Origin of the sequence: Agromyces salentinus (assembly GCF_009749395.1) — a bacterium.
In the GTDB taxonomy this organism is placed as follows: Bacteria; Actinomycetota; Actinomycetes; order Actinomycetales; family Microbacteriaceae; genus Agromyces; species Agromyces salentinus.
In genome coordinates, this window is record NZ_WBIR01000016.1 from 78102 (window position 1) to 98370 (window position 20269).

Sequence of the window (20269 nt, forward strand, 5' to 3'; positions counted from 1 at the left end):
CTCCACGTTCGGATGACCCATGCCCTCCTCTCACGACCGGCGCCGTCCCGCAAGGGGCGGCCGGGCGGGCACGCCTCTGTCATGCTTGGGTGCGTGGTCGACGTCGCTGAGCAGCCCGGTGGGCACGCCCGTGCGCTCGAGGACCTCCTCCTCGCCACGGCGGCCGGCGACCGCGACGCCTTCAGCCTCCTCTACGACGCCACGGCGGCGCGGGTCTTCGGCCTCGTGCGACGCCTGCTCGTCGACGCGGCGCAGGCCGAGGAGGTGACGCAGGACGTGTTCCTCGAGGCATGGCAGACGGCCGCCCGGTTCGATCCCGAACGGGGCGCGGCGATCCCGTGGTTGCTGACGCTGGCGCACCGCCGCGCGGTCGACCGGGTCCGGGCCTCGCAGTCCTCGCGCGATCGCGACCTGAAGGTCGGCATCCGCGACCTCGACGTGCCGGTCGACGACGTCGCGGAGGCGGCCGAGATCGCGATCGAGCACGAACGGGTCGCCGAGGCGCTCACCTCGCTTCCGGCGGCACAGCGGGAATGCATCTCCCTCGCGTACTACGGAGGCTGCACGCAATCCGAGATCGCGACGAGACTCGACGTGCCGCTGGGCACGGTGAAGACCCGATTGCGCGATGGCATGATCCGACTACGAGACCTCCTGGGGGTGACGACATGAACCCATCCGACGGCCCGGCGGGCGACGAACTGCGCGAGCTCATCGACCTCGCACCGGCGTACGCCCTCGACGCCCTCGACGAGTTCGAGCGCGCCCGGTTCGAGCGCGCCCTTCCCGGTTCGCCCGAGCTGCAGGCCGAGGTCGACTCGTTCCGCGCCATCGCCGCGGGCCTCGGCGACGACGTCGCGCCGCTGGCTCCCCCGCCCTCGCTGAAGGCCGGCCTGTTCGACCGCCTGGACTCCGCCCCGCAGGAGCAGCGCGCCGCCGGACCCGCGGCCCCCCAGGGCCGAGCGGATGTCGCGGAGCCGGCGCCGTTCGCGCCGGCCGAGCCGGTCCGCGCCGAGCCGGCGCCCGTCGCCGACCTCGGCGAGCGCCGTTCCCGCCGCCGCCTTGCGATCGCGCTGTCGTCGGCTGCGGCCGCCGTGCTCCTGATCACGAGCGTCGTCGTCGGCGCCAACTGGTTCGGGCCCAACGGCTGGGGTGCGGAACGCGAGATGAGCACCATCGCCGCGGCACCCGACGCGCAGCAGACGACCGCCGAGGTCGCGGGCGGCGGCGAGGTCACCCTCGTCTCCTCGGCAGAGCTGGGTCGCAGCGCGGTGCTCGTCGACGGGCTCGAGCAGCTCGGCGACGAGGAGACCTACGAGCTCTGGTACATCGACGAGTCCGGTCCCGTGTCGGCGGGCACCTTCGACGTGCCGGGCGACGGCGAGACGTGGCGCGTCCTCGAGGGCGACTTCGCCCCCGGCGTCGTCGTCGGCATCACCGTCGAGCCGGCCGGCGGCTCGGAGCAGCCCACCACCGAGCCCGTCGCGGTCATCCAGACCTGACCGCGGGCACCGGCGCCCGCGACACGGGTGCGTTTCGCCCGACTGCGCGCGATGCGGCGACCCACTGCCCCAGACTGGTGGCGTCCGCACGCCCGCGGGCGGCGAGGGGGGCTACCGATGACCGATTCCATGACGACCGGGCAGGTGCAGGCCGGTGAACGACGTTCGTGGGCGCCGATGGTGGGGCTCTTCCTCGCCCAGGTGCTGATGTCGTTCAACGTCTCGGCGCTGCCGATCTCGCTCGGTGGCATGGTCGAGGACTTCGGCGTTCCGCCGACCGTGGCCAGCACCACGATCGTCGTGTACGGGCTCGCGGTCGCCGCCCTGGTGATGACGGGCGCGAAGCTCGGCCAGCGCATCGGATGGGTACTCATCTTCCGGTGCGTGCTCGTCGTGTTCGCGGCATCCTCGCTGATCATGATCTTCTCCCCCACGATCGGGTGGGCGATCGCCGGTCAGGCGCTGGCCGGCTCCGCGGCGGCGATCATCGTGCCGGCGCTCGTCGCCCTGATCGCCGAGAACTACCGCGGGACCCAGCAGGCCACGGCCGTCGGCTCCCTCGGCTCGGCGAGGGCGTTCTCGGGCATCAGCGCATTCCTCATCGGCGGCACGCTGGGCACGCTCGTCGGCTGGCGGCCGATCTTCTTCATCACGCTCGCGCTCGCGATCGCGGTGTTCGCGCTGAGCTTCGGCCTGCGCTCGGATCGCGGCGACAAGTCGGTGCGCATCGACCTCGTCGCCTCCGTGCTCATCGGCGCGGCGATCGTGCTCCTGACCCTCGGATTCAACAACCTCAACTCGTGGGGCATCCTGCTCGCCGAGCCCGGCGCGCCGTTCGACGTCATCGGCCTCTCACCCGCGCCGGTGTTCGTGGTGGTCGGCATCGTGCTCGGCCAGTGCTTCTTCCTCTGGACGAGGCGGCGCATGCGGCGCGGCCTCGTTCCGCTCGTCGACCTCAGCGTGCTCCGCCACCCGCGCGAGCGGGCCGCGGTCTACGCCATGTTCATCATCGTGTCGATGGAGGCGGCCGTGAACTTCACGGTGCCGACCTACATCCAGGTGGTGCAGGGCCGCACGCCGTTCGACACCTCGCTCGCGATGATGCCGTTCAACCTGACCGTCTTCGTCACGGCCACCCTGATCGTGCGGTTCTACCGGCGCTACAGCCCGCGCACGATCGCGCTGTTCTCGTTCGGGCTCACGACCATCGCCCTGCTCTGGCTCTCGCTCGTGGTCACGAACAACTGGGAGACGCTGCCCACGATCCTCGGCCTCGTGGTCTTCGGCATCGGCCAGGGCGCGCTCGTCACGCTCGTGTTCAACGTGCTCGTCACCTCGGCGCCGAAGGAGCTGGCGGGCGACGTCGGCTCGATCCGCGGCACCACCCAGAACCTCGCCTCCGCGGTCGGGACGGCCGTGATGGGCGCGCTGCTGGTCACCATGCTGACCCTGAACGTGGGCAACGCGGTGGCCGAGCACCCGGAACTGCCGGACGAGCTCGTCTCCCAGGTCGACCTCGACACCGTGAACTTCGTCAGCAACGACGAACTCCGCGGCGTGCTCGAGGAGACGACCGCGAGCCCCGCCCAGATCGACGCCGCCGTCGCGCTGAATGAGGAGGAGCGCCTGCACACCCTGCGGCTCGGATTCCTGATCCTCGCGGGCCTCAGCGCCATCGCCGCGCTTCCGGCCTCCCGGCTGCCGAAGTACCGGCCGCAGGAGATCCCCGACCCGTCGGCGGAGTGAGCGGGACGGCTCCCTACCAGGGCATCGGCCGGTCGCCACCGCGCTCGGAGTCGTCGGGGAACTGGGGAAGCTCGGTGCCGCCGGCGCGGATGCAGAGCCAGCGCAGCTGCCCCTCGCTGTCGGGACGGCAACGCCACGTGCGCCAGACGCCCTGCCCGACCCGTACCGCGGTGCCGGGGCCGACCTCGACCACCTCGTCGTCGAGGGCCAGCTGTCCACGCCCCTCGAGGAACACGTAGAGCTCCTCGACGCTCGCGTGACGGTGCCAGTAGCCGGCCTGCTCGCCGGGTTCGAGCGCGTTCGCGGTCATGCCGATGTACTGCATCGTGAGCTCGTGGTCGACGACGCGCCGGCCGTCGCGGGAGCTGTCGGGCCGGAAGCCTCCGTAGTGCGACCTCCAGTCGTCGAGGCCACCGATGTCCAGTACCTGATATCCGCTCACCGTCGCAGCCTATCGACGCGAAATGCACGCGTAACCGCGGTTGCCTACACTGGAGCACGCCGAGGGGGCTCACGGAACACCGAGGGCCCCCGCGGCCTTCGCTCAGATCCCCGCACCACCCCGGCGGGCCACGAGAGGCCACCACCCATGACCCCGAACCAACCCGTCACCGTCTCGATCCGCCGCGAGGTCGACCCCGATCGCGTCCCCGAGGTGACCGACTGGGTGCAGGCGGGCATCAATCGGGCGAACCGCTTCCCCGGGTTCCTCGGCTCGGGCTGGGTGCGTCAGGCCGAGGACTCCGACGTCTGGCACGTCCTCTACCGCTTCTCGAGCGAGGCGACGCTCGACGCGTGGGAGCACTCCGACGAGCGCGCGGCCTGGCTCGCCACCGGCGAGGGCCTCGTGCGCTCCGAGCGCAGCCGTCGACGCACCGGCATCGAGGGCTGGTTCGACGAGCCGCCGACCGGCTCCGTGCCGGTGGTCGATGCGGACGCGGCATCCGACGCCGAGGAACTGCCCCCCGCGCCGCCGCGCTGGAAGCAGGCCGTCACGATCTGGCTCGGCTTCTTCCCGGTGAACCTCGCGTTCAGCTACCTGCTCTCGCCGGTGCCGTTCTGGGGCGGGCTACCGCTCTGGCTCAGGGTGCTGTCGATGACGCTCGTGCTGACGCCCATCATGACCTACTGGGTGCTGCCGTTCATCACGCGCTCGCTGCGCGGTTGGCTCGCTCCGCGCACCACCTGAGCGGATGCCGCGGGCCGGCGTCCGGTTCCGGGAATCAGAGGCACTTCGCGGCTTCGGCGATCTGCGCGTCGGAGGGGCGGCCATAGGCCTCGATGCCCGACCCGGGCACGTCGTACCCGGCGGCGATCGCCCACGCCGTGGCCCACATCTCGTCATCGCGACCGAACACCGGACCGGTGAAGATCGGAGCGCATTCGGGACGGACGACCTGCGTGTGCCCGACCTCGTGCACGACGACCGCCTTCGCGTTGACGTCGGCGTCGAACTCCCAGCCGATGCTGTGGCTCAGCTGGATCGAGGCCCAGCCGCCGTCCGTGTACCGGTAGGTGGCGTTGCCGGCGTACCACTCGTCACTCGAGCGATCATTGACCACGTGCGCCCAGCTGAAGTCGAGGTTCACGCCACGGGCGATGGATCGGGCGAACTCCTCGACCGGGCCGTGCTCCGCGTAGGCGGCATCCGCTCGGCGTGCGCTCTCGGAACCGGCGGAGGCCCGCATGGCCTCGACCGCGGTCGCGAGCCTCGTGTAGGCACCTGCGCTGTCGGGAGCCTCGAACCAGTCGTCGCCTTCCTGGTCGATGCCGTGCTGCACGGCGATACGCGTCTCGTACGTGGCGACCTGGTTGGCGGCGAGCAGTTCGCTGCCGCTCGTCGCCGCCGAGGCGTAGAACGAGGTCCGCGCGGCATCCGCGCTCACCGCCGATGCGTCGACCTCGTCGGCGGTCGCCGCGAGGTCCTCGAGCTCGCCGAGGAGGAGCACGCCCCGGTCGCGGGTCTCGAGCAGTTCGATGACGCTGATCCAGGCCGGTCGCAGCGTGCCCTGGTCGTAGGCGATCGGTGCCGCCCCCTCGGGCACGTCGGTCTCCGCGAGTTCGAGAGCGCGTTCGGAGAGCTCGTCGAGCTCCGTCGCGAGCTCGGCGCCGCCGACGCCTGACACCACGACGGCCGCCATCGCCTGGCCCTGCTCGCCCGCGCTGCCGGCGCGCGTGATCGCGGCCCGGAGGTCACCGCGGGCGGCGGAGGCCTGCTCCTCGATCGCGGCCACCTTCGCGATGTGCTCGTTTCGGACGGAGTCGGCGACCGAACCCGCGAGGAGGTGGGTTCCCGCCGCTCCGAGCACCGCGATTGCGACGCCGAGCACCGGAATCCACCAGGTGCTCCGACGACGCACGACCGGGCCGGGCGCGCCGGCGACGAGCTCAGTCGTGTCGGTGGGCGGCAGGGCGTGCGTGGGGTCGGTCGCGTCGGTCATGCGGTCAGCCGTTTCGTTCAGGGCCGTACTGCACGGCTGGACGACTGTATCCGAGCCGGTGCCCGCGAACCACGCGGAACCATCACGCTTGCGTAACGGCTGCTGCCGTCAGGCCCCGTCGCTCGCCGCGTCGCCGTCGGATGCCGCGCCGGAAGCCCGGTGCTCGCGGATGCGCCGCACGACGAGCACCACGAGGGCGATCGCGATCGCGCCGTAGACGAGGACGTCCAGGTACTGCAGCCACTGGTCGAGCAGCTCGTGCTGGGTGCCGAGCGCGGCGCCCACGCCGATGAGCAGGGAGTTCCAGAGCGCGGACCCGAGCGCCGTGAAGAGCACGAAGGTCGTCAGCGGCATCCGGTCGGCGCCCGCCGGCAGAGAGATGAGGCTGCGAACGCCCGGGATCATCCGGCCGAACAGCACGGACCAGCGTCCGTGCCGATGGAACCACTCGGCACCGCGTTCGAGGTCGCTGCGGCTGACGAGCCGGGTCCACGCGACCCAGTCGATCGCCCTCCGGATGCCGATCACCGCGCCGAGCGCGTAGAGCAGCAGCGCTCCGAGCACCGACGCGAGCGTCGACCACGCGATGAGCCAGCCGAGGTGCAGGTCGCCCGCCTGGCTGAGGTAGCCCGCGAACGGCAGGATCACCTCGCTCGGGATCGGCGGGACGAGGACCTCGAGGAACACGAGCACGCCCACGCCGACATCGCCCATGGCGTTCAGGATGTCGGCGGCGAAGCCGGTGAGGCCCGTGAAGCCGTGGTCGGCGGTCTCGAGGGGAAGGGTCGTCAGGGGAGTCATGCGGCTCCGATGGTCGGCGGTCGATGGTCGTCGGCGTCGCCACGCTATCGGCCGCGGGTGAACGTCGGCTGGGCGTCCGGGGTGCGCGACCGTTCGGTCAGCGCCCGCCGCCGATGCGCCGGGCCAGCGTCGAGGCGGCCTCGAGCACCTCGGCCACGACCCGGTCGCGCAGGGCCGCGCCCGCGTCGTCGGGGTACGTCACGGCGATCGCCGCCGCCGGCCAGCCGAGGTGGTCGAGGACCGGTGCGCCGGCGGATGCGAGCCCGGGCGTGACCTCGCCGTCCTCGGCGGCCCAGCCGCGCAGGCGGACCTCGGCGAGCACGCGCTTCAGGCGCCCGTAGGTCCACTCCGCGGCATCCGGCCCGGTCGCCGGTGACGGATGCCGCGACGCGAACGCCGCGCGATCCGGGTACAGCGCCCGCAGTTGCGCCGGGGGCAGCTGCGCGAGCATGGCCCGGCCGGTCGCGGTGAGGTGCGCGGGCAGGCGCACGCCCACGTCGGTCACGAGCGACGGCCGCCGCGGCGCGCGCTCCTCGACGAGGTAGAGCACGTCCCGCCCGTGCAGCACGGCGAGGTGGCCGGACTCGCCGAGCCGGTCGACGGCGGATGCCACGAGCGGACGTCCGAGCCGCGCGAGGGGCTGCTGGCGACTGAACCCGCTCGAGAGCTCGAACGCGGCGATGCCGAGGCCGTACCGGCGCTCCTCGGGCAGGTGCACGACGAAGCCGCGCTCGGCCATGACGGCGAGGAGGTGGTACGCGGTCGAGCGCGGGATTCCGAGCGCCTGCGCGATGGTCGCGGCGGGCACGGGGCCGCGCTGGGCCGCGAGGTGGCTGAGGATCGCGAGCGTCTGGTCGGCCGCGGGCACCTTCGAGGGCGTCGCCATGCGTCCTCCCGTCTGGAATCCCGGACGCCAGCGTACTCCCGGCCGTTCGCGCACGCGCGACCGCGCGCTGGAATGGAGGGCATGAGCACCATCGCGCCCGCCCCTGCCACCTCCGCTGCGGCATCCGTCACCGTCGGCGCCGGCCCGCTCGGCATCGACGACGTCGTCGCGGTCGCGAGGCACGGGGCATCCGTCGTCCTCGATCCCGCGGCACTCGTGGAGGTCGAGCGCAGCCGCGCGATCATCGAGGGCCTCGCCGCCGACCCCGAGCCGCACTACGGGATCTCGACGGGCTTCGGCGCCCTCGCCACGACCTTCATCGCCGAGGATCGCCGGGCGCAGCTGCAGGCGAGCCTCGTGCGCTCGCACGCCGCGGGCTCCGGCGCCGAGGTCGAGCGCGAGGTCGTGCGCGCGCTGATGCTGCTCCGCCTGTCGACCCTCATGACCGGGCGCACGGGCGTGCGCCGCGCGACCGCCGAGACGTACGCGGCGATCCTGAACGCCGGCATCACCCCGGTCGTGCGCGAGTACGGCTCGCTGGGTTGCTCGGGCGACCTCGCGCCGCTCGCGCACTGCGCACTCGTCGCGATGGGCGAGGGCGAGGCACGCGACGCATCCGGCGAGGCGACGGATGCCGCGGCCGCCCTCGCCGCGGCCGGCATCGCGCCACTGCGCCTCGGCGAGAAGGAGGGCCTCGCGCTCATCAACGGCACGGACGGCATGCTCGGCGTGCTCGCGCTCGCGATCGACGACCTGCGGATGCTGCTCACCACGGCCGACGTCGCCGCCGCCATGAGCGTGGAGGGGCTGCTCGGCACGGACGCGGTCTTCGCCGAGGACCTGCACCGCCTGCGTCCCCAGCGCGGGCAGGCGGTCTCGGCGGGCAACCTCCGACGGCTGCTCGCCGGCTCCCCCATCGTCGCGAGCCACAAGGGGCCCGAGTGCACCCGCGTGCAGGACGCCTACTCGCTGCGCTGCGCACCCCAGGTGCACGGCGCCGCCCGGGACACGCTCGAGCACGCGGCATCCGTCGCCGAAGCCGAGCTCGCGAGCGCGATCGACAACCCCGTGCTCACGCCCGACGGCCGCGTCGAGTCCAACGGCAACTTCCACGGGGCACCCGTCGCGTACGTGCTCGACTTCCTCGCGATCGCGGTGGCGGATGTCGCCTCGATGAGCGAGCGGCGCACCGACCGGTTCCTCGACCGGGCCCGCAGCCAGGGCCTGCCGCCGTTCCTCGCGCACGAGGTCGGCGTCGACTCGGGACTCATGATCGCGCAGTACACGGCCGCGGGCATCGTCTCGGAGCTCAAGCGGCTCGCCGTACCGGCGTCGGTCGACTCGATCCCGTCGTCCGCCATGCAGGAGGACCACGTGTCGATGGGCTGGGCCGCCGGGCGCAAGCTGCGGCGCGCCGTCGACGGGCTCGCGCGCGTGCTTGCCATCGAGGTCATGACGGGCGCGCGCGGTCTCGCCCTTCGCGCGCCGCTCGAGCCAGGGCCGGCCACGGCCGGCGTGGTCTCGCTCGTCGCCGGGGTGGGCGCCGTTCCCGGCCCGGACCGGTTCCTCTCCCCCGAGATCGAGGCCGTGAGCGCACTCGTGGCGACCGGCGCCGTACGGGCCGTCGCCGCCTCGTCCGTCGGTGCAGGACTCGGCTGACAACGGGTGAAACCGGGGCTGCCCGTTCGCGCAGAGCTCGCGTCGGGGACCCCCGAACAGGGGCCGCAAGGCCCGAACGGGTGGTTGTGAACGGGGATGCCCGGTGCCAGACTGAGACCGGTCGGTGCCGAGCCGCCTGCACGAAATGGACCTGATGACGAAGCCGCGTTCTTTCTTCCCGAGCCCTCGCACCATCGCGGTGCGCAGGGGAAGGCGCGCAAGCCTCGCGGCATCTGCGGTCACGCTCACCCTGACCATCGGGCTCGTGGGCGCGGCGCCGTCGTACGCCGACGAGACCGACACCGCGGCGTCCACCTCCGCCGACGGGTCGAGCGTCGAGACGCCGACGGACTCGGCGGGCGACACGTCCGAAGGGACCACGGAGACGCCCACGCCGCCGCCTCCGACGACCGAGCCGCCCACGGAGCCGCCGGCCACGACACCACCGCCGACTCCCACGCCCGAGCCGACTCCCACACCGACACCGACTCCCACACCGACACCGACTCCCACACCGACACCGACTCCCACACCGACACCGACACCGACCCCCACCCCGACGCCGACGCCGACCCCCACGCCGACTCCTACCACTCCGCCGCCCACCAGCGCCCCCTCCACGCCGCCCGCCCCCGCCGCGCCCGCACCGCAGGCTCCGGTCGTCTTCCAGGGCGACGGCCCCTACGTGAAGGTCACCTCCGCCGCGTCGGGCGCGAGCCGCGACATCACGTCGATGCTCGGCGCACGCAGCGCGATCGATCGGGCCACCGGAGCCGTGCGCACGGCCGAGAAGGCACTCGCCGACGCGAAGACGACACGCGAGGGTGCACGCTCACTCGCCCGCGAGGCCGACGCGGCGGCTGAGACCGCTCGCGCCGAGGCCGACGCCGCGGCTCGCACCTTCTTCGCGGCCTCCAACGGCAGCGGCGACACGTCGACCTCCATGGATGCCGTCTTCGGGTCCGGCAAGGACCTCCTCGCCGGGCTGGCCGGCATGGCGCGCGTCGAGCAGATCGCCGGCGACACCGAGGAGCTGGAGCAGATCGCCGCCGCCCGCGACGACGAGGCCGACGCGGCCGAGGAGGCCGCCGACGCCGCGTGGGCCGCCGCCGACGAGGTTCCCGTCGACGAGCGCGAAGACGAGCTCAGCGACGCCGAACGGGCACTGACCGCTGCAAAGACGAACCTGAGCGGGCTGCAGGCGAAGGCCGCGGCGAGCAGCATCGCCGTCATCGACACGCTTCCCGCCGACTCGGGCCAGCTGAGCGACCAGGGCTGGTCCCAGCCCGTCGCCGGGCGTCTCACCGACGGCTACGGCCCGAGGCCCGACAAGCCGATCGCGGGCGTCAACGAGTTCCACCGCGGCACCGATGTCGCCGCCGCCTGCAAGACTCCCGTGTTCGCGGCGACCGGGGGCGTGGTCATCGAAGCACGAGCGAACGGCAGCTACGGCAACTGGGTCCTCCTCGATCACGGTGCCGGGGTCTCCACCGGCTACGCGCACCTCATCGACGGCGGCATCCTCGTGGAGCCCGGCCAATCCGTGTCCGCGGGCCAGCTCATCGGCATGGTGGGCAGCACCGGAGCGTCCACCGGCTGCCACCTGCACTTCGAGGTGCGTCTGGGCGGCATGGCCGTCGACGCCAGGCCGTTCATGGCCGCGCGCGGCATCGCCGTCGGCTGACGGTCGCGCCTCCGCCGCGTCTTCCCCTCTCCGTCCACCTCCGCGGCCGAGAGAGCTCCCGCGAGGGTCGGCGTGTCGGAGGCAACGCGCATCCCACCGCAGACCGGCGAACCGTCGCACGAGCGGATGCCCCGGTTCCCAAGCTGCGGCGCGCTCACCACTGACCGGCACCGCGTCCGGGATCCCGGACAGCCCGCCCGCGGCATCCGTTGTCGCCCGGTCGCCGGTGGTGTGGGATCGGAGCATGACCGACGCACCCATCACCGAGCACGCCGAAGCGCCCGCTGATTCCGAGCCCCGCGCCGACGGCGCCTCGTCCACGGCGCACCGCCCTCGCACCGTTCGCGCTGGTCGGGGATCGACGCTGACCGCCAAGAGCTGGCAGACCGAGGCACCCCTGCGCATGCTCATGAACAACCTCGACCCCGAGGTGGCCGAGCGGCCCGAGGACCTCATCGTGTACGGCGGCACCGGCAAGGCCGCCCGCAACTGGGAGTCGTTCGACGCGATCGTGCGCACCCTCGAGGGACTCGAGGCCGACGAGACCCTGCTCGTGCAGTCGGGAAAACCGGTCGGCGTCTTCCGAACCCACGAATGGGCGCCGCGCGTGCTCATCGCCAACTCGAACCTCGTGGGCGACTGGGCGACCTGGCCCGAGTTCCGCAGGCTCGAGCAGCTGGGCCTCACGATGTACGGCCAGATGACGGCCGGTTCGTGGATCTACATCGGCACGCAGGGCATCCTGCAGGGCACCTACGAGACCTTCGGCGCCGTCGCGCGATCCCTGGCCGCGAAGCGCGGCATGAGCGAGGCGGATGCCGCGCACGCGACGCTCGCCGGCACCATCACCCTCACCGGCGGCTGCGGCGGCATGGGCGGCGCGCAGCCGCTCGCGGTCACGATGAACGGCGGCGCGGTGCTGGTCGTGGACGTCGATGCATCCCGGCTCCGTCGACGCGTCGAGCACGGATACCTCGACGAGGTCGCGACCGACCTCGACGAGGCCGTCACCCGCGTCGTCGCCGCTCGAGACGCCGGCGAGGCCCTGTCCGTCGGGGTCGTCGGGAACGCCGCCCTGGTGTTCGGCGAGCTGCTCCTGCGTCATCGCGCGGGCGAGCTCGTGATCGATGTCGTGACCGACCAGACGAGCGCGCACGATCCGCTCTCGTACCTGCCCGTCGGCGTCGCGTTCGAGGACTGGCACGCCGAGGCCGAGCGGGATCCCGAGGGCTTCACCGATCGCGCCCGGGGCAGCATGGCCAAGCAGGTGGCCGCGATGGTCGGCTTCCAGGACGCGGGCGCCGAGGTCTTCGACTACGGCAACTCGATCCGGCGCGAGGCCGAGCTCGGCGGGTACGACCGCGCGTTCGAGTTCCCGGGCTTCGTGCCCGCCTACATCCGCCCGCTCTTCGCCGAGGGCAAGGGGCCGTTCCGGTGGGCGGCGCTGTCCGGCGATCCAGCCGACATCGCGGCGACCGACCGGGCGATCCTCGAGCTGTTCCCCGACGACGAGCACCTCCGCCGCTGGATCACCCAGGCCGGCGAGAAGGTGCACTTCGAGGGCCTGCCCGCGCGGATCTGCTGGCTCGGGTACCAGGAGCGCCACCTCGCGGGCCTGCGGTTCAACGAGATGGTCGCGTCGGGCGAGCTCAGCGCCCCCGTCGTGATCGGCCGCGACCACCTCGACTCGGGTTCCGTCGCGAGCCCGTACCGCGAGACCGAGGCCATGGCCGACGGCTCCGACGCGATCGCCGACTGGCCGCTGCTGAATGCGCTGCTCAACACGGCGTCCGGAGCGACCTGGGTCTCGCTGCACCACGGCGGCGGCGTCGGCATCGGGCGGTCCATCCACGCGGGGCAGGTCATCGTCGCCGACGGCACCGAGCTCGCGGCCGAGAAGATCGCACGCGTGCTCGTGAACGACCCCGGCACCGGCGTCATGCGTCACGTCGACGCCGGCTACGAGCGGGCGCGCGAGGTCGCGGCCGAGCGCGGCCTGCGCGTGCCGATGACGGAAGGCTGAGCGGATGCCGCGGCGCACGCTCCTCACGAACATCGGCGAACTCGTCACGAACGACCCGGCGCCCGGCCGTGACGGCGGACCGCTCGGCATCATCCGCGACGCCGCCGTGCTCATCGAGGGCGACCGCGTCGCCTGGGTCGGCCGCACGCACGACGCCGATGGCTCACGATCCGTCGATCCTCGACCATCCGAGGCGGCTGCGGGGGCGAGGATCGACGGATCGATCGCGTTCCCGACCCTCGAGCACGTCGGGGGCCGTGAGGACGTCGCGGGCGTCCGGCGAGCCGAGGACCTCGGGGGCGTCGGTGCGGTCGACATCGACGTCCAGGTCGACCTGGGCGGGAGGTCCGTCATCCCGGGCTTCGTCGACAGCCACACGCACCTCGTGTTCAGCGGCGACCGGGCCGACGAGTTCGCGGCGCGCATGTCCGGCACGGCATATGAGGCCGGCGGCATCCGCTCGACCGTCGTGGCGACGCGCGCGGCGACGGAGGACGAGCTCCGCGCACGGCTGGCCGGGTTCGTCGGCGAGCTGCACGCGCAGGGCACCACGACCTTCGAGGTCAAGTCGGGATACGGCCTGAGCGTGGCGGACGAGGCGCGCCTCGTCCGGTTGGCGCGCGAGGTCACCGAGGAGGTCACGTTCCTCGGGGCGCACGTCGTGCCGTTCGAGTTCCGGGAGGACCCGCGGTTCGGTGCGACGGGAACCGCCGAGGCCGCCCTGCGCACCGCCGACGCCTACCTCGACCTCGTCGTCGGCGAGATGCTGGCGGCCTGCGCGCCGCACGTCAAGTGGATCGATGCCTTCTGCGAGCGCGGCGCCTTCACGTCCGAGCAATCGCGACGCGTGCTCGAGGCGGGCGCTGCGTCCGGGCTCGGCGTCCGGGTGCACGGAAACCAGCTCGGCCCGGGCGGCGGCGTCCGCCTCGCGGTCGACCTCGGCGCGGCATCCGTGGACCACTGCACCTACCTCGACGAGGCGGATGTCGCAGCCCTCGCGGCATCCGACACCGTGGCGACCCTGCTGCCCGGCGTCGAGTTCTCGACCAGGCAGCCGTACCCCGATGCGCGCCGCCTCATCGACGCGGGCGTCACCGTGGCGCTCGCGAGCGACTGCAACCCGGGGTCGAGCTTCACGAGCTCGATGCCGTTCTGCATCGCGGTCGCGGTGCGCGACATGGGCATGACCCCCGCCGAAGCGCTGTGGGCCTCGACGGCGGGCGGCGCGGCAGCGCTCAGGAGGTCGGATGTCGGGGCGCTCCGGCCCGGCACCCGGGCGGACCTCGTCGAGCTCGCCGCTCCGAGCCACCTGCACCTGGCCTATCGGCCGGGGGTGCCGCTCGTGCGCCGCGTCTGGGCTGGCGGCGAGCTCATCGCCGGCTGAGTCGCGCTCCTCCCGCCGACTGACGTTCGGCTCGAATCAGGGGTGGACACGCGCCGCACCCAGGGCGAGGCATCGCTCTCGAAGCGGGCGCCACATCGCCATCGCCACATCGCCACATCGCCACATCGCCACTGGAATCTCGGACGGGACCTCCGCGCCGCACGGGCACAGGCACGGGCACGGCTGCCGAACCTCGTCCGACCCGACCCGACCCGACCCGACCTGACCGGGCGCCCGCAGTCGGAAGGCTCGCTGCCGTGCATCCGGGGCCGCGATCCGGAAGGTCGCCGGAACCAGCATCGGCCCCGACGCTCCATACCCGAGGCCGGGGGCACTCGGGCAGCGCGGCGTCAGGCCCGCCGCACCTCGATCGCGCTCACGCCGCTGAAGCCGAGCCATGCGCGTTCCCCCGCCTCGACGAGAGTCGCGAGCACGTGTTCGCACGTGGCGCAGCGAACCACCGTGCCGGCCGGGCTCGTGAACACGAGCGCCCTGGCGAACTCGGCGACCTCGCCGCATCCGTTGCACCTCGCGGTCGCGGCGGTGACGTCGAACGTGAAGTAGTCGGCAAGGGGCCCGGCGAGGGCGTTGCCGTCGAGGTGATCCATCAGGTTCCTCCGAAGCGTTCGGTGCGGATGTCGCGGGCGTCGTGCCCGAGTTCGATGAGCCAGGATGCGACGCGCTCCACGAAGCCCGTCGAACCGCACACGAAGATGCGCGGCGCCTCGGTCGCGGGGATCACGGCCGCGGCGAGCGCGTCGCGGGTCACGCGTCCGGGCGGCAGCGGCCACCCGTCGGGCGTCGTGCGCGTGTAGACGAGGTCGAGTTCGAAGGGGGCGGATGCCGCGCGCAGGCGCTCCAGCTCCGCCGCGAAGTAGACGTCGTCGGGCGTGCGCACCGAGTAGAGCAGGCGGAACGGCGTGGGGTCGTCCGCGTCGGCGTGCGCCTGCGCCATGGCGACGAGCGGCACCACGCCCGAGCCGCCCGCGATGAGCTGCACCGGCCGCGGGTCATCCGCCGGGGCATCCACCGCCGGGGCATCCGTCACGGTGTCCGCAGCCGCCGCTCCAGACACCTCCGCGGCGGCATCGGGTGCCCACACGAAGAACGCCCCGAGCGGGCCGTGCACCTCGAGGCGGTCGCCCTCGCGCGCATCGTCGACGAGGTACGGCGAGACCTCGCCGTCGGGCACGCGGTCGACGGCGAGCACCACGCGCGTCGCGTCGCCGGTCGCCGGTCCCGAGGAGGCGATCGAGTACGACCTGGTCGCCGTGTACCCGTCCGGCGCAGTGAGCCGCACGTCGAGGTGCTGTCCGGCCGCGTTGCCCGGCCACCCCTCGACCTCGAGCACGAGGCGCGCGGCCGTGCGGGTCTCGGGAGTCTTGGCGACGACCGTCGCGGCGTGCCAGCCCGATCGCGGTACCGAGGGGCGACCGATCACCAGTACCGCTCCTCCTGCCACGGGTCGCCGTGGATGTGGTAGCCGTTCTGCTCCCAGAAGCCGGGGTCGTCGCGCGGCATCATCACGAGCGAGCGCACCCACTTCGCGCTCTTCCAGAAGTACAGGTGCGGCACGAGCAGCCTGGCCGGTCCGCCATGCTCGGGATCGAGTGGCTCGCCGTCGAACTCGGTCGCGATCCACGCCTGCCCGTCGAGCAGTTCGTCGAGCGGCACATTCGTCGTGTAGCCGCCGAAGCTGTGCGCCATCACGTAGTCGAACTGCGATTCGACGTCCTCGAACAGGGTGTCGAGCGAGACGCCGCGCCAGCTCGTGCCGAGCTTGGACCAGTGCGTCACGCAGTGGATGTCGGTCGCGATGTCCTCGGCGGGCAGGGCCTGGAACTCGTCCCAGCTCCACCGGTGGGTGCCGGCCTCGGTCACGATCGTGAAGGACCACTCGGCGGTGTCGACCTCGGGTGTCGGCCCGGCCGAGAGCACCGGGAAGTCGTGCACCAGCGTCTGCCCGGGCGGGAGCCGCTCGTCGCGATCCCGTGACCTGCCGCCGAACCCGCGTGTGACGAATGACATGCGACCCCTTTCCACGCCTGACGATACCGGGCCGCGGCAGACCTGTCACAGGTGGGTTCCGGGTCCGGCGCGGGGATACCGTAGTCCCATGCCGAGCACTCGGGCCGAGTTCCACGAGACGGCCACCCTGATCCCGGTGGCGCAGCACCTCGCGCGCGTGCTGCGCGCGATGGGCGATCTCGCCGCCCGGCGCGCGGGCGACGACGTCGAGCACGTGCGACTCGCGGATGCCGCGGGGCGCACGCTCGCGGCATCCGTGGACGCCCGCCTCGCCTCGCCGCCCTTCGACAACTCGGCCATGGACGGGTTCGCCGTGCGGTGGGCGGATGTCGCGGGCGCCACGCCCGAGCACCCGGTCGCGTTGCGCGTGGTCGACGATCATGCCGCCGGCGCGGCCGGCGTCGCCGATGCTGCGCCGCTCGGTCCCGGCGAGGCGGCCCGCATCATGACGGGGGCGCCGGTGCCGCCCGGAGCCGACACGGTCGTCCCGGTCGAGCGCACCGACGGTGGCGCGACCGTCCAGGGCGATCACGCGCAGCGGGTCGCGATCTTCAGCACGCCCGATCGCGGACGCCACATCCGCCGCGCCGGCGAGGATCTCAGGGTCGGCGACCGCGTGCTCGAGGTCGGCACGGTGCTCGGCGCCCGTCAGGTCGCGGGCGCGGCGACCGCCGGCCATGCGACCCTCCCGGTGACGCGGATGCCGCGCGTGAGCGTCGTCGCGACCGGCAGCGAGCTCGCCGAGCCGGGCGAGCCGCTCGGGCCCGGCCACATCCCCGACTCGAACTCGCTCCTCCTGGCCGGTCTCGTGCGCGAGGCGGGCTGCCTCGTCGCCGAGGTCGTCCGCATGCCCGACGACGCCGAGCAGCTTCGCACCTGGCTCGCCGAGCGCCAGCCGTGCGACGCCGTCGTCTTCTCCGGCGGCGTCAGCGTCGGCGCCTACGATGTCGTGCGCCGCGTGCTCGGCTCAGGCGAGTCCGGCGCCGTCGAGTTCGTCCGTGTGGCCATGCAGCCCGGATCGCCGCAGGCCTTCGGCGTGCTCGCCGACGGCACTCCCGTGTTCGGGCTCCCGGGCAACCCTGTCGCCGTCGCGGTCTCGTTCGAGGTGTTCGTGCGTCCGGCGCTGCTCGCCCTCCAGGGCCGGTGCGACGTGCGCCGTCGGCGTGTCCTGGCCCAGGTCGCGAGCGGCTGGGCGTCACCTGCCGGGCGGCTGCAGGTGATGCCGGTGTCCTTCGTCACCCCTGACGCGGATGCGGACGCCGATGCGGATGCGGATGCGGCATCCGACGCCGGGTCCGCATCGCCGGCGGAGTCCCCGACCGGCCCGACCGGGCTCCCGCGCGTGCGCCCGGCCGCGAGCGGTGGCGCAGGCTCGCACCTCTCGGGAGGCCTCGCGGGCGCAGACGGGTTCGCCCTCGTGCCCGAGCATCTCGCCTCGGTCGCTCCGGGCGACACCGTCGAGGTGCTGGTCCTGCCATGACGGATGCCGCGACGCGCCAGCTCGACGCCGTCCTGCTCGCCGGTGGGCGGGCGAGCCGCCTCGGCGGCGTCAGCAAGCCCGGACTCACGGTCGGCGACCGCACCCTCCTGCAGCATGCCGTCGACGCGGCGCACGCGGCCGGCGCAGAGCGCATCGTCGTCGTCGGTCCCCCCTCGCTCGAGGCCCCGGGATGCCTCGTGGTGCTCGAGGATCCGCCGTTCGGCGGGCCCGTCGCCGCCATCGCCGCGGGTCTCGCCGCGCTCGATGCCGACGCCTCCCGGCGTTCGAGGGGCGACGCGTCCCGGGACCCGGGCGCTCGCCCCGCGACATCCGACGTGCTCGTGCTCGCCTGCGACCTGCCGACGGCCGCCGACGCGGTGGCGCGGCTGACCGCCCGCCGCCGCGAGCCGGGCGAGTCCGGCCGGGGCGGCGAAGGCGAGCACGGCGACGGCGTCCACCTCGTCGACGCCGACGGGCGCAGCCAGTGGCTCACCGGGATCTACGCGCGTGGCGCACTCGACCGGGCGTTCGACGCGATCGGAACGCCCGACGGGAGCGCCATGCGGCACCTCGTCGCGTCACTCGACCTCCTCGTCGTCGACGACGACGGCACCGCGGCCGACATCGACACCTGGCACGACCTCGATCTCGCGCGCGCCCGTTCCCGCGCCCGCGCCCGGAGCCCGCACCGTCCGCCGGGACCACGACCCGACCCGACCACAGCAGAGCAGCACACGACCCACGAGGAGTCCCCATGAGCACCGCAGGCGACCAGCAGACCCCCGCCGATCTCGATGCCTGGGTCGACCAGGTGGCTGCCGTCCTCGGACTCGAGCCGAGCGAGGTCCCGGTCGGTGAGATCCTCGACCTGACCCGCCGCGTGGCGCACGGCATCGCCCGCCCGGCCGGCCCGGTCACCGCCTTCATGCTCGGGCTCGCCGTCGGCCGGGGCACGGCGTCCGGCACGACGACCGAACTCGCGGACGGCCTGGGCGCCCTCGCCGAGCGCTGACGCTCGCGGCCCCGACCTACCGGCGGTCCGTGCCGAGGGCCCGGAGCCGGCGGATCACAGGTTGACCCATTCGGTGGTGCCCCCGTCGAGGTGCTGCCGCTTCCAGATCGGCGTGTGCTCCTTGATGCGGTCCACGAGCAGGCTGCAGACCTCGAACGCCTGAGCCCGATGCGGGGCGGCGACGGAAGCGATGAGCGCGACGTCCCCGATGCCCAGCGACCCGATGCGGTGCGCGGCCGCGATGCGCAGGCCCGAGTCCCTGGCCACCTGCGCGAGCGTCTCGTGCAGGAAGCGCTCGGCCTCGGGATGGGCCTCGTAGTCGAGTGCGGTCACGCTCTCACCGTGGTCGTGGTCGCGGATCACGCCCTCGAACGTGACCAGTGCGCCGTTCTCGCTCGAACGCACGAACCCCTCGATCTCGGCGCGATCGAGCACCTCGACGGTGACGCGGGCGAAGACCTCGGGCTCAGACAACAGCGTCTCCTTCGGAGGGTTCGGTCGAATGCAGGGAGTCGGATGCCGCGGGGCGCGCATGATCGCCCCCGGCGAGCTGGTCGACGAGATGGGGCAGCACGCCGTCGAGCACGGCGAGCCCGTCGGCGACACCGCCGCGGGAGCCGGGCAGGTTCACGATCACGGTCCGCCCGGCGATGCCGGCGAGGGCCCGGCTGAGGGCCGCGGTCGGCGTCGCCGCCCGGCCGGCCGCGCGGATCGCCTCGGCGACGCCGGGCAGCTCCTGGTCGAGCACGGCGAGGGTCGCCTCCGGCGTGCGGTCGCCGGGGTTCACGCCCGTGCCGCCGGTCGTGATGAGCACGACGGGCGAACCCGCCACGGCGCCGCGCACCGCGTCGGCGATGTCGGCGTCGGCGACGACGATCGGCGCGCCGGCGTCGTAGCCGCGTTCGCGCAGCCACTCGACGATCACCGGACCGGTCGTGTCCTCGGCCTGCCCGGCCGCGGCCCTGGTCGAGGAGACGAGCACGATCGCCGGGCGCAGGCCCGCGGCATCCGGAACCGACGGCGCGTCCGCCCCGTGCGCCGACGCGGGCGCCGACGACCCGTCCGCCGCATCCGCTCGCCAGACGCCGCGCTTGCCGCCGCGCTTCTCGATCAGCCGGATGCCGCCGGTCTGCGCCGCGGGATCGATGGCCTTGACCATGTCGTGCAGCGTGAGGCCCGCGACCGCGACGGCCGTGAGCGCCTCCATCTCGATGCCGGTGCGGGCCGTCGTCGACACGGTCGCGCGGATCGTGATCGCGCGCTCCTCGAACCCGAAGTCGATCGACACCGCGTCGAGGGGGACGATGTGGGCGAGCGGGATGAGGTCGCTCGTGCGCTTGGCCGCCTGGATGCCCGCGATGCGCGCGGTGGGCAGCACGTCCGCCTTCTTCAGGCCGTCGCTGCGGACGAGCCCGATCACCTCGGCCGTCGTGTCGAGCCGGCCCTCGGCGATCGCGATCCGGCGGGTGACCGGCTTGGCGCCGACGTCCACCATGCGCGCGCGTCCGTCGTCATCGAGATGGGTGAGCGGGTTCATACCCTCACGCTAGCCCGCCGCCGCCGACCGCGGGAACGGGAGCGGGCCGCGAGCGGGTCTCCCGCTCGCGGCCCACCGGCCCATCC

Annotated in this window: 19 protein-coding genes and 2 pseudogenes; 11 read left to right on the plus strand and 10 right to left on the minus strand. The window is 73.3% G+C overall.

All coding sequences use genetic code 11. The features are described from left to right. Positions 1–81: 81 nt before the first annotated feature. The 3 genes from sigK to GQQ95_RS14520 all read left to right on the plus strand — a co-directional run bounded on the left by sigK (position 82) and on the right by GQQ95_RS14520 (position 3248). Positions 82–672, plus strand: a complete 591-nt coding sequence (sigK, locus tag GQQ95_RS14510; protein WP_157428383.1) for an ECF RNA polymerase sigma factor SigK — start codon at positions 82–84, stop codon at positions 670–672. Beyond that, positions 669–1502 (plus strand): anti-sigma factor, encoded by an 834-nt coding sequence (locus GQQ95_RS14515; protein ID WP_157428384.1) that lies wholly within the window; start codon positions 669–671, stop codon positions 1500–1502. The genes sigK and GQQ95_RS14515 overlap by 4 nt, the downstream gene beginning before the upstream one ends. Before the next feature lie 117 nt (positions 1503–1619). Next, positions 1620–3248, plus strand: coding sequence for an MFS transporter (locus GQQ95_RS14520; RefSeq protein ID WP_246205541.1), 1629 nt, complete (start codon positions 1620–1622; stop codon positions 3246–3248). Positions 3249–3261: 13 nt separating this feature from the next. Here GQQ95_RS14520 and GQQ95_RS14525 read toward each other — a convergent pair whose 3' ends face one another. Further along, positions 3262–3690, minus strand: a complete 429-nt coding sequence (locus GQQ95_RS14525; protein WP_157428385.1) for a cupin domain-containing protein — start codon at positions 3688–3690, stop codon at positions 3262–3264. Between the two features lie 147 nt (positions 3691–3837). Between GQQ95_RS14525 and GQQ95_RS14530 the strand changes: the two genes are divergently transcribed. Continuing rightward, positions 3838–4437: an antibiotic biosynthesis monooxygenase gene (locus tag GQQ95_RS14530; protein WP_157428386.1), complete on the plus strand. Its 600-nt coding sequence runs from the start codon at positions 3838–3840 to the stop codon at positions 4435–4437. Between the two features lie 34 nt (positions 4438–4471). Here GQQ95_RS14530 and GQQ95_RS14535 read toward each other — a convergent pair whose 3' ends face one another. The 4 genes and pseudogenes from GQQ95_RS14535 to GQQ95_RS19820 all read right to left on the minus strand — a co-directional run. Further along, entirely contained in the window at positions 4472–5689 is a 1218-nt protein-coding gene (locus tag GQQ95_RS14535) for a hypothetical protein (RefSeq protein ID WP_157428387.1), read from the minus strand. 108 nt (positions 5690–5797) lie between these two features. Beyond that, a complete protein-coding gene (locus tag GQQ95_RS14540; protein ID WP_157428388.1) occupies positions 5798–6490 on the minus strand; it encodes a DedA family protein in 693 nt (230 codons plus the stop codon). Between the two features lie 97 nt (positions 6491–6587). Further along, positions 6588–7376 carry an IclR family transcriptional regulator gene (locus tag GQQ95_RS14545; RefSeq protein ID WP_157428389.1) on the minus strand — a complete coding sequence of 263 codons (789 nt, stop codon included), beginning with the start codon at positions 7374–7376 and terminating at the stop codon, positions 6588–6590. A gap of 47 nt (positions 7377–7423) precedes the next feature. Next, positions 7424–7555 (minus strand): annotated as a pseudogene (locus GQQ95_RS19820) (hypothetical protein); the annotation flags it as partial. Here GQQ95_RS19820 and hutH point away from each other — a divergent pair. From hutH to hutI, 4 genes and pseudogenes are all read left to right on the plus strand, one after another. Next, positions 7497–9035, plus strand: a pseudogene (hutH, locus tag GQQ95_RS14550) (histidine ammonia-lyase); the annotation flags it as partial. The pseudogenes GQQ95_RS19820 and hutH overlap by 59 nt on opposite strands. Before the next feature lie 685 nt (positions 9036–9720). Next, positions 9721–10719: a M23 family metallopeptidase gene (locus GQQ95_RS14555; protein WP_157428391.1), complete on the plus strand. Its 999-nt coding sequence runs from the start codon at positions 9721–9723 to the stop codon at positions 10717–10719. 244 nt (positions 10720–10963) lie between these two features. Continuing rightward, the gene (gene hutU / locus GQQ95_RS14560) at positions 10964–12742 is read left to right on the plus strand and encodes a urocanate hydratase (protein ID WP_157428392.1); all 1779 of its coding nucleotides are present in this window, start codon (positions 10964–10966) and stop codon (positions 12740–12742) included. Positions 12743–12746: 4 nt separating this feature from the next. After that, positions 12747–14126 (plus strand): imidazolonepropionase, encoded by a 1380-nt coding sequence (gene hutI, locus GQQ95_RS14565; RefSeq protein WP_157428393.1) that lies wholly within the window; start codon positions 12747–12749, stop codon positions 14124–14126. 350 nt (positions 14127–14476) lie between these two features. Here the strand turns inward: hutI and GQQ95_RS14570 are convergent, their stop codons facing one another. From GQQ95_RS14570 to GQQ95_RS14580, 3 genes are read right to left on the minus strand one after another with little or no spacing between them, the layout of a single operon-like run. After that, positions 14477–14734, minus strand: a complete 258-nt coding sequence (locus tag GQQ95_RS14570; protein ID WP_246205543.1) for a DUF6510 family protein — start codon at positions 14732–14734, stop codon at positions 14477–14479. Further along, positions 14734–15567 (minus strand): FAD-binding oxidoreductase, encoded by an 834-nt coding sequence (locus tag GQQ95_RS14575; RefSeq protein WP_246205547.1) that lies wholly within the window; start codon positions 15565–15567, stop codon positions 14734–14736. Before GQQ95_RS14575 ends, GQQ95_RS14570 begins: the two co-directional genes overlap by 1 nt. Continuing rightward, entirely contained in the window at positions 15564–16154 is a 591-nt protein-coding gene (locus tag GQQ95_RS14580) for a sulfite oxidase-like oxidoreductase (protein WP_157428394.1), read from the minus strand. Before GQQ95_RS14580 ends, GQQ95_RS14575 begins: the two co-directional genes overlap by 4 nt. 88 nt (positions 16155–16242) lie before the next feature. On the opposite strand from GQQ95_RS14580, the gene GQQ95_RS14585 reads away from it, so the two are divergent. From GQQ95_RS14585 to GQQ95_RS14595, 3 genes are read left to right on the plus strand one after another with little or no spacing between them, the layout of a single operon-like run. After that, positions 16243–17634 (plus strand): molybdopterin molybdotransferase MoeA, encoded by a 1392-nt coding sequence (locus GQQ95_RS14585; protein WP_157428395.1) that lies wholly within the window; start codon positions 16243–16245, stop codon positions 17632–17634. Beyond that, on the plus strand, positions 17631–18392 hold the full coding sequence (gene mobA, locus GQQ95_RS14590) for a molybdenum cofactor guanylyltransferase (RefSeq protein ID WP_157428396.1): 762 nt from the start codon (positions 17631–17633) through the stop codon (positions 18390–18392). The genes GQQ95_RS14585 and mobA overlap by 4 nt, the downstream gene beginning before the upstream one ends. After that, on the plus strand, positions 18389–18646 hold the full coding sequence (locus GQQ95_RS14595; protein WP_157428397.1) for a DUF6457 domain-containing protein: 258 nt from the start codon (positions 18389–18391) through the stop codon (positions 18644–18646). Before mobA ends, GQQ95_RS14595 begins: the two co-directional genes overlap by 4 nt. Positions 18647–18700: 54 nt before the next feature. Here GQQ95_RS14595 and GQQ95_RS14600 read toward each other — a convergent pair whose 3' ends face one another. Then, complete coding sequence (locus tag GQQ95_RS14600; RefSeq protein ID WP_246205549.1) at positions 18701–19120, minus strand: molybdenum cofactor biosynthesis protein MoaE; 420 nt, start codon at positions 19118–19120, stop codon at positions 18701–18703. Then, a complete protein-coding gene (moaCB, locus tag GQQ95_RS14605) occupies positions 19113–20183 on the minus strand; it encodes a bifunctional molybdenum cofactor biosynthesis protein MoaC/MoaB (protein WP_157428399.1) in 1071 nt (356 codons plus the stop codon). The genes GQQ95_RS14600 and moaCB overlap by 8 nt, the downstream gene beginning before the upstream one ends. Positions 20184–20269: the final 86 nt, after the last annotated feature.

Coding starts and splice junctions, on each gene's coding strand:
- sigK (WP_157428383.1), top strand. CDS start 82: ATGCTTGGGTGCGTGGTCGACGTCGCTGAGCAGCCCGGTGGGCACGCC.
- GQQ95_RS14515 (WP_157428384.1), top strand. CDS start 669: ATGAACCCATCCGACGGCCCGGCGGGCGACGAACTGCGCGAGCTCATC.
- GQQ95_RS14520 (WP_246205541.1), top strand. CDS start 1,620: ATGACCGATTCCATGACGACCGGGCAGGTGCAGGCCGGTGAACGACGT.
- GQQ95_RS14530 (WP_157428386.1), top strand. CDS start 3,838: ATGACCCCGAACCAACCCGTCACCGTCTCGATCCGCCGCGAGGTCGAC.
- GQQ95_RS14535 (WP_157428387.1), bottom strand. CDS start 5,689: ATGACCGACGCGACCGACCCCACGCACGCCCTGCCGCCCACCGACACG.
- GQQ95_RS14540 (WP_157428388.1), bottom strand. CDS start 6,490: ATGACTCCCCTGACGACCCTTCCCCTCGAGACCGCCGACCACGGCTTC.
- GQQ95_RS14545 (WP_157428389.1), bottom strand. CDS start 7,376: ATGGCGACGCCCTCGAAGGTGCCCGCGGCCGACCAGACGCTCGCGATC.
- hutU (WP_157428392.1), top strand. CDS start 10,964: ATGACCGACGCACCCATCACCGAGCACGCCGAAGCGCCCGCTGATTCC.
- hutI (WP_157428393.1), top strand. CDS start 12,747: ATGCCGCGGCGCACGCTCCTCACGAACATCGGCGAACTCGTCACGAAC.
- GQQ95_RS14570 (WP_246205543.1), bottom strand. CDS start 14,734: ATGGATCACCTCGACGGCAACGCCCTCGCCGGGCCCCTTGCCGACTAC.
- GQQ95_RS14580 (WP_157428394.1), bottom strand. CDS start 16,154: ATGTCATTCGTCACACGCGGGTTCGGCGGCAGGTCACGGGATCGCGAC.
- GQQ95_RS14585 (WP_157428395.1), top strand. CDS start 16,243: ATGCCGAGCACTCGGGCCGAGTTCCACGAGACGGCCACCCTGATCCCG.
- mobA (WP_157428396.1), top strand. CDS start 17,631: ATGACGGATGCCGCGACGCGCCAGCTCGACGCCGTCCTGCTCGCCGGT.
- GQQ95_RS14595 (WP_157428397.1), top strand. CDS start 18,389: ATGAGCACCGCAGGCGACCAGCAGACCCCCGCCGATCTCGATGCCTGG.
- moaCB (WP_157428399.1), bottom strand. CDS start 20,183: ATGAACCCGCTCACCCATCTCGATGACGACGGACGCGCGCGCATGGTG.